The organism is Paenibacillus sp. 23TSA30-6 (assembly GCF_014858585.1).
Taxonomy (GTDB): Bacteria; Bacillota; Bacilli; order Paenibacillales; family Paenibacillaceae; genus Paenibacillus.
Genome location: NZ_SLTL01000012.1, coordinates 160,553 through 168,556, shown reverse-complemented (window position 1 = coordinate 168,556; position 8,004 = coordinate 160,553). Strand labels below are relative to the sequence as shown.

Here is an 8,004-nt window from a genome sequence, read left to right as displayed (position 1 = left end):
CTGGAGGCCGAAATTGCCCATAAGGGTGAGGAAGCAGAGCGTCATCTAGAGCAATATGGCGAGCTGATGGATGAGTATTGCCGCCCGTGCGCGTGCGCTGCCTGCAGAGGCGCACGCGTTACGCGAGGCGGACGCCGCCGGACAGCAGCGGCGTATTCGCGCAGCCGCCGAGCAAGAGGCGGCTGTTGCAGCGCTAACGCATGCGCGGAGCAAGCGCGAGGCGTGCACCACGCGCAGCGGGGCATTGCGCGCCGAATGGGCGGCGCAGCTGCCGGACGTCGCTCCGGGCGAAGCCGCGGAGCGCTACCGCGCCATGCAGGAGCGCGACGCGCGCGCGGAAGAGCTGCGGTCCCGGCTGGAGACGAGCGTGACTTTCCTCGAAGAGAAGGCGGCACGTGTTCAGCAGATTCAGCAGAACATCATCGAGGAAGACAAAGTTATCATCGCCCGCCGTACCGGACTCCAAAACAAAGATGATTCGCTGCGTGAAAAAATGGATCGCCTCCGGCAGTGGGTTGGAGAAGGCCATGCGTCTTCCTTGCTGGAAGAAGCAAACTCGCGTCTTCTGGGGCTGAAAAACGGAGCCGAGACCGCCGCACGCCGCCGCGCTGAAGCGGAGGAACGCAAGCAGCAAGCCGTTCATGCTTCGCTGATTGCCCGGCAGGCATCCGATTCGGCAGAAGAAAGACGGCAGGTATCGGAGTCCCGCTGGAGTAGTCGTTTGGAAGCCTCCCTCTTTGCTACGGAAGCAGAGGTCGTGGAATGCTGTCTCGGACCCGATGAATTGGCACGTTATGAACGTGAAGTGAGCCTGCATCGGGAACGTGAAAAAGAGCTGTCCTCCCGTTTAAAACATGTGGAAGAACAGCTGGATGGAGCAACAGTGACCGAGGAACAGTGGGAATCGGCCGCCGCGCAGCTGCGTGATTGCCGTGCACGCGACGAAGAGGCACTCCAGAATCGTGCCAAGGCTGAGCGTGATTTGGAGGATTTGCAGCATCGGCATGTCCGCTGGATGGAGCTGGAGTCCAATCGCGCTCATTTGCGCAGCGAGGCAGAAAAGATGTCCAAGCTCCAGTCCGTTTTCCGGGGCAACGCCTTCGTCGAATACATTGCCGAGGAACAGCTAATGCAGGTCAGTCAGTCGGCCTCACGCCGTTTACGTTTTCTGACCAAGCAGCGTTATGCGCTAGAGGTAGACTCCAGCGGTGGCTTTGTCATTAGTGACGATGCCAACGGCGGAGTCAAGCGTCCGGTATCGACCTTGTCCGGTGGCGAGACGTTCCTGACCTCCTTGTCGCTTGCGCTCGCGCTGTCGGCCCAGATTCAATTGCGCGGCCAATACCCGCTGCAATTTTTCTTTCTGGATGAAGGCTTTGGAACGTTGGACCCTGAACTGCTGGACACCGTCATCACCTCGCTGGAAAAACTGCATCACGATCAACTGTCAGTCGGCGTGATCAGCCATGTACCCGAGCTACGGGCTCGTCTGCCGCGTAAGCTGGTCGTTCTTCCCGCAGAGCAGGCCGGAGGCGGCTCCCGCGTGGTTATGGAAACATTTTGAAGCGACGTGATACAGATCACAGATACAGTTTCAAAGTATTGTTATAATACAGTTAAGCCGACAAGTTAATCATACAGCACCCCGGCGGACGTATGCTGCGGAAGGAAACTTCCCGTCATACGTCCGTTCAGAGGGGCTCTGCCAAGAGCCTCCGGGGTGCTTCTTTTTTTGTTTGCAAGCCGGAATTCGCCCAATTTGATGTAACACATAGCCCATTTTTGAATAACATACGGTATACATGCAAGAGCCTAGGAGGAAACAACCATGGAAAAAAGCCTGACGAACGTAAAAGGAATAGCACCGGAAAAAACGGATGCCAAAACGCTATGTCAACAGCATATGCACCGCTACGTATGCGTATGGGTGAAGGATGGAACGATGTATGACGGAATTGTGGAGCATGTGGATGATGAAAAAATATATTTGGCAGTTCCAATGGGCGAAGCGGAGAACGTAAATCTCCCTTATCCGCCTAACAATTGCGGCTGTGGTTCCCGTGCTTATGGCGGCTTTGCATCCTACCCACCATATCCGTACCCTGCTCCGGTACCAGGCTATGGATATGGATATGGATATGGATTCCCTTATAGACGTCGGCGCTTTAACCGTCTGATTCTGCCGCTTGCTGCGCTGACCGCGATCAGCCTACTGCCTTATTATTAAACCCCATTTCTTTAATCGCCCTAGTGTGTATCCTCTCAGTCCTCTTCTAACCATCCATAGTCACTTTCTTAGATGTGCAGCTATAGCACAAGCGGCTTACTGAAGCATTCATACATCATGACATACTTAAGGCTGCTTCTTCCGGTGAGAAGAAACAGCCTCTTTTTTTTACCTATGCCATTCCAAATCTAATCTCAACATGCGATCTACCTCATAACATGCTCTCTGCTATCTCGACAATCATTCTTTTCCAGCTCACTTCTCTAAGAGTGATTACGTCTTAAGCGTGTCTGCACGAAGCGGTACTGTCTTTTTCCGGCCCAAATAATTGGTTCCGATCACCCCGGCTATAATCAGTAGTGAGCCAATCAGATGATACACTGTTATCTTTTCTCCAATAAACAAAGCCCCGGCTGCGATAGACACGATGGTCGACAGATTGGTAAATACGCTCATTTTTGACGCCTCTATTTTCGACAAAGCATAATTTGCAGTCAGTGAAGTGATAAGCGAGGCCACCACGCCAAGATATATAATGGACAGTACGAAGGTACCGTTGCTGGACAAGGCTACAAATGTGCCCAGTGTCCCATTTTGAATATGGTTAGTGAGCGATATGGTCAGAAATGTAATAAATCCGATACCCATCATAAAATAACTGATTTCCGCCGGACTAAAATGCTTCGAAAGAGAGCGTGCCAAAACGCTGTATCCGGCAAACGCTACACACGTCAGGAAAAGCATGGAGAGCCCGCCCAAATTGGACAAGTTAAAGCTGCTTCCTTTCATGATAAAGATGAACACAACGCCGAAAACAGATAAAAAGATCGACAGCTTCTGTAAAAGGGTCGTTGTTTCTTTTAAAAATAGGGAAGCAATGATCATTGTTACAACGGGTGTGAAGGCATACATAATACCTCCCTCGGCGGAAGTTGCGTGCTGTAATCCAAATGCTTGTAGGGTGAAAAAACCCAATGGGTACATTAGAGCCAGCAGCAGTGCTTTAAATAAGGGTTTGCCCCGATAAGACAGCTTGATCCACCCCAAGGCCACCGGAATGGACAGGACTATAAAAGAAGCTGCAAATCGATAGGTCAGCGTATCGATGGGATGAGCATGCACTAACGCCATTTTAGTAAATAAAAACGAAAATCCAATAATTGCAGCATTCAGCACCGCAAAGAAATAAGCCAGTTTTAATCCTTTGGTTTGGGTGTCCATAAGTTGCCTACCTCTCTTTCATCCTTCGGGACCATGTTTGCGAACGTCCCCTCCGATGAACTAAAGGTACAACAATGGACGAGCCTGCGGGATATCAAATTATCGTAACTGTATCGGTACAATTTTATAAATTGGGGCATTCTGCTTACATATAAAGCATGTTAACATCAACCGTATAAAGAAGTAGCAGAAATAGAAAGTGAAATAAGCAGGCAGGAGGATCATTGTGAAAAAATATATTTCGATTCTATTGGATATAGAGCTTAAAATCTGTGAGGGGCAATACAGCTCGGGTCAAAAGCTGCCTTCTATCCGGGATGCTTCAGAATTGTACCAGTGCAGCAAAAGCACGATTTTGCGGGCATATGCCGAGCTTGAAAAGAAGCACGCCATCTATTCCATTCCGCAAAGCGGATATTATGTGGTGGAGAACTCCGGAGATTTGCGTCATAGCCGTAGCCATATTCAGGCCTCGATTGATTTTGCTTCGGCCTCCCCGGATTTAAACGTATTTCCGTATCTGGACTTTCAGCACTGTCTGAATCAGGCCATTGATACGTACAAATATCATCTGTTCACCTACGGAGATTCTCAAGGACTGGAGACATTGCGTCATACGCTTGTTTCTCACTTGGCCGATAATCAGGTATTTGCCAAAATGGAGCGGATTATCGTCACTTCTGGTGTTCAGCAGGCACTGGAAATCCTTGCAAAAATGCCGTTTCCAAACGGCAAAAAGACGGTTTTGGTGGAGCAGCCGAGCTACGATATTTATTTGCGTTTTCTGGAGGGAGAGAGTATACCCGTCAGCACTATCGCCAGAACAGCGGCAGGTATGGATTTGCAGGAATTGGAGCATCAATTTAAGAACGGTAGCATCAAGTTTTTTTATACCATGTCAAGATATCATAATCCCCTGGGGACCTCATACAACACAGAGGAACGCAAGGCTATAGCCGCATTAGCTGCCAAATACGATGTGTTCATCGTGGAGGATGATTACATGGCTGATTTGGGGATCGACCACCTGTTTGATCCTATATATGCGTACGATCAGACAGACCATGTTATTTATTTAAAAAGCTTCTCGAAAATCATTTTCCCAGGCTTGCGCTTAGGCGTGGTGGTTTTGCCGGAAATCCTGTTAAAGACGTTCAGCGCATACAAAAGATACGTCGATACCTCCATTTTATCTCAGGCCGCACTCGATATTTATATTAAAAATGGAATGTATGAACGCCACAAGCACACGATATGCAGCCTGTATGCGGAACGCATTCGCATTTTAAACCAGGCAGTAGAGCGATATAATCAGGACGGCGTGATTGAAGTGTCGGCTGTAAGCTCGGGAGTGTATATGCAGTTGAAGCTACCCCGGACGGTGAATATGGAGCGTTTGGTACAGCGTCTTGCCGTGAGGAAGGTGCTGGTGTTATCCGGTAAAGGATTTTATTTATCCGATTATAAGGAACACGAAAAGTTTTTACGCATCAGTATTTCGCGTGCCCAGCCGGATCAAATTGATGAAGGGGTAAAAGCTATTATAGAGGAAGCGGGGAGAGGGAACTGGTATTAAGCCCCTTTTTCCGTTATGATACATATAGAAACATAGGTATAACAAACCATAACTGTATATGTTCAATTCGGTTGTGGGGAAATACATAACTTTGAATGCCGAGAGCATGGGTTCTACACTTTCGAACCTGATGATCGGCTCACTGCCAAAGGAGGGTTTTGAATGGACGATCTGTTTTTGAAAATTGTGGATGGAACCATCCCCAGCAAAAAAGTGCTGGAAACCGACAATGTGCTCGCATTTCATGACATCCAGCCTGCGGCGCCAGTACACGTGCTCATTATTCCGAAGAAATATATTCCTTCAATGAATGCTGTGACAGAGGAGGATCTGCCTTTGATTGCGGAGATTCATCGTGTTGCGGTTGAGGTGGCGAAAAAACTGGGTGTTGCTGAATCGGGTTACCGGTTGATTAACAACTGCGGTCCGGATAGCGGGCAAGCGGTTGGACATCTACATTATCATCTGTTGGGCGGTGCCCCATTGGGTGCCTTGACGGGTATTTCGGACTCACATTCTTAAAAATGACAGTGCTTGTCTTTCAGTAATACGGCGTGAATGGAGAAATATGTATCCATTATTTATTCATTTTTTCTTATAGGTTGACACCCGGTTTCCGTTTCACCTATAATAAAATTTGATGAACCGTGTTATTGCTCTTGGACGGTCTGGTCGGAGGGAGGGAAAACTGGTGTCTGAAACTAAAGTTCGCAAAAACGAGACAATTGATGCTGCACTTCGTCGCTTTAAACGTTCCATTGCTAAGGATGGCGTATTGGCTGAGGTGAAGAAACGCAAGCATTATGAAAAGCCAAGCGTAAAGCGCAAGAAAAAGTCCGAGGCTGCTCGTAAGAGAAAGTTCTAGGAGGATCTAAGCAATCATGAATTTGAGCGAACGATTGAACGAAGATATGAAGCAAGCAATGAAGAGTAAGGACAAGTTCAAACTCTCCACCATTCGAATGGTTCGTTCTACGATTAAAAATCTTGAAATAGATTTGAAACGGGATTTGGACGACAACGAAGTGCTTGATATTCTGAGTCGTGAGATCAAACAGCGAAAAGATGCCCTCCATGAATTTGAAAAAGCCGGTCGTGATGAACTTGCGACAAGCACTAAAGCAGAAATAGAGATCATCGCTCAGTACCTTCCCGAACAACTTTCTGAAGAAGAAATTAAAGTTATTGTACAGCAGACCATCCAGGAAACCGGTGCTTCTTCGAAAGCCGAGATGGGGAAAGTAATGACGGCCTTGATGCCTAAGGTAAAAGGCCGCGCTGACGGTAAGCTCGTGAACCAAGCGGTTCAGCAATTTCTGCAATAAACCTGCGACAAACAGGAAAGCGCAACACCCTCTGTTTACAGAGGGTGTTATTTCTGTATCTGCCTCGTTTGTCATAGGCTGATAGTATAAGGAGAACTTTTTTTGTAAGCGTTATCTATAATCATTTGAAACGTGATGTCCATCGGGTGCGTAAAGTACATGACAGCCATCAGGATAGAAGCATACTCAAGAATTTCACAATAAATCCTGAAAATTGTATGGTTTACCTGACAAAATTTGATATGCTGTAACATAGAAAGATCGAAAGGGGGGAGAGTAATGCATAGAGAACATCACCACTCCAGCCGCAAAATGATCTTTTGGACCATGTGGATCATGATATCCGTTTTGCTGTTGCCATTATTCCATTCGGGATCAGCGGCGGCCGCTGTGAAAGGCGGTGCTGTGTTCGTTATACCGGTGGATCAGGAAATTGAACAGGGACTGGGCAGCTTTATGGAACGCGGCTTTGCAGAAGCGGCGGAGTCCAAAGCGGGCCTCATTGTGCTGGATATTAATACGCCAGGCGGACGGGTAGACACAGCGGAAAAGCTGGGCAAGCTGATTAAAGACAGCACGATTCCGACGGTTGCCTATGTAAGAGGCGAAGCGGCCTCTGCGGGAAGCTATATTGCGTTAAGCGCAGACAAAATTGTCATGAAGCCGGGCAGCATTATTGGAGCAGCAGCGCTGGTAGACGGCAGTGGGCAGGCTATCACTGACCCGAAAACAGTGGCTTGGTGGAAGAGCAGCATGGCATCTGCCGCAGAATCCGGCGGACGTAACCCGGATATTGCGAGAGGTATGGTAGACTCCAAAATTGCTGTAGCTATACCGGAGCTGAACTTTAATAAAGAAAAAGGTCAGATCATTTCTTTAACCAGTGAGGAAGCGCTTAAGCTGGGTTATGCGGATCACATTGCCTCTTCAGAACAAGAAGTTATTCAATGGATGGGTTATAGCACGGATGATGTATTTCATGTGGAGCGGACATGGGCTGAAAAAGCAGCCGAGATATTGACCAACCCGATTGTGCAGACATTGCTTTTATTTATCGGTATCGCGGGGGTTGTCATTGAACTAATCGTACCGGGCTTTGGAGTGCCGGGAATTTTAGGCGTGCTCGGATTTGGATTGTACTTTTTCGGCAATTATATTGCTGGCTTTGCAGGCTCCGAGACGTGGCTGTTGTTTATCATCGGTCTGGCTTTGCTTATACTTGAAATGTTCATTCCAAGCTTTGGTATTTTGGGTATTTTGGGTTCCATCAGTCTTGTCGCCGGAGTTGTTCGCGCGGCCTACAACATGCAGCATGCTTTTATATCATTGGGTATAGCCTTTGCTGCTGCCGTTGCTGTGGTGGCGATCATAGGGATTGCTTTCAAGGATCGGGGAATATGGAACCGTTTTATACTTAAAGAAAGCTTGACGGCTGACCAGGGCTTTTCTTCGGTAGTGAATCGGGAATTGCTATTGGGACAAAGAGGTGTGAGTCTGACACCGCTTCGTCCAGCAGGAACCGTGCTTATCGCTGACGAACGTGTGGACGTCGTGACGAACGGCGAGTTTATCGCTACGGATATGCCCATTATCGTATCCAAAGTAGAAGGTGGACGCATTGTGGTCAAGGCGGACACCAGCGTCTAAAACGCGAA

7 protein-coding genes and 1 pseudogene are annotated in these 8,004 nt (G+C 48.2%); 7 read left to right on the top strand and 1 reads right to left on the bottom strand.

Annotation, left to right across the window (positions count from 1 at the left end; genetic code table 11):
* Positions 1-76: 76 nt before the first annotated feature.
* A pseudogene (locus E0698_RS27480) lies at positions 77-1,564 on the top strand (SbcC/MukB-like Walker B domain-containing protein); the annotation flags it as partial.
* Between the two features lie 264 nt (positions 1,565-1,828).
* On the top strand, positions 1,829-2,227 hold the full coding sequence (locus E0698_RS13625; protein WP_149093279.1) for a hypothetical protein: 399 nt from the start codon (positions 1,829-1,831) through the stop codon (positions 2,225-2,227).
* 273 nt (positions 2,228-2,500) lie between these two features.
* Here E0698_RS13625 and E0698_RS13620 read toward each other — a convergent pair whose 3' ends face one another.
* Complete coding sequence (locus tag E0698_RS13620) at positions 2,501-3,448, bottom strand: DMT family transporter (protein WP_149093280.1); 948 nt, start codon at positions 3,446-3,448, stop codon at positions 2,501-2,503.
* 226 nt (positions 3,449-3,674) lie between these two features.
* Here E0698_RS13620 and E0698_RS13615 point away from each other — a divergent pair, with 226 nt between their 5' ends.
* The 5 genes from E0698_RS13615 (at position 3,675) to E0698_RS13595 (ending at position 7,996) form a co-directional block, all read left to right on the top strand.
* Complete coding sequence (locus E0698_RS13615) at positions 3,675-5,024, top strand: aminotransferase class I/II-fold pyridoxal phosphate-dependent enzyme (RefSeq protein WP_192511906.1); 1,350 nt, start codon at positions 3,675-3,677, stop codon at positions 5,022-5,024.
* Positions 5,025-5,186: 162 nt separating this feature from the next.
* Complete coding sequence (locus tag E0698_RS13610; RefSeq protein ID WP_134913438.1) at positions 5,187-5,546, top strand: histidine triad nucleotide-binding protein; 360 nt, start codon at positions 5,187-5,189, stop codon at positions 5,544-5,546.
* Positions 5,547-5,715: 169 nt separating this feature from the next.
* Positions 5,716-5,889, top strand: coding sequence for a 30S ribosomal protein S21 (gene rpsU, locus E0698_RS13605; protein ID WP_005547957.1), 174 nt, complete (start codon positions 5,716-5,718; stop codon positions 5,887-5,889).
* A 16-nt stretch (positions 5,890-5,905) separates the two neighbouring features.
* The gene (locus tag E0698_RS13600) at positions 5,906-6,349 is read left to right on the top strand and encodes a GatB/YqeY domain-containing protein (protein ID WP_013311146.1); all 444 of its coding nucleotides are present in this window, start codon (positions 5,906-5,908) and stop codon (positions 6,347-6,349) included.
* A gap of 279 nt (positions 6,350-6,628) precedes the next feature.
* A complete protein-coding gene (locus E0698_RS13595; RefSeq protein ID WP_192511905.1) occupies positions 6,629-7,996 on the top strand; it encodes an NfeD family protein in 1,368 nt (455 codons plus the stop codon).
* The last annotated feature ends 8 nt before the right edge of the window (positions 7,997-8,004 follow it).

Coding starts and splice junctions, on each gene's coding strand:
- E0698_RS13625 (WP_149093279.1), top strand. CDS start 1,829: ATGGAAAAAAGCCTGACGAACGTAAAAGGAATAGCACCGGAAAAAACG.
- E0698_RS13620 (WP_149093280.1), bottom strand. CDS start 3,448: ATGGACACCCAAACCAAAGGATTAAAACTGGCTTATTTCTTTGCGGTG.
- E0698_RS13610 (WP_134913438.1), top strand. CDS start 5,187: ATGGACGATCTGTTTTTGAAAATTGTGGATGGAACCATCCCCAGCAAA.
- E0698_RS13600 (WP_013311146.1), top strand. CDS start 5,906: ATGAATTTGAGCGAACGATTGAACGAAGATATGAAGCAAGCAATGAAG.
- E0698_RS13595 (WP_192511905.1), top strand. CDS start 6,629: ATGCATAGAGAACATCACCACTCCAGCCGCAAAATGATCTTTTGGACC.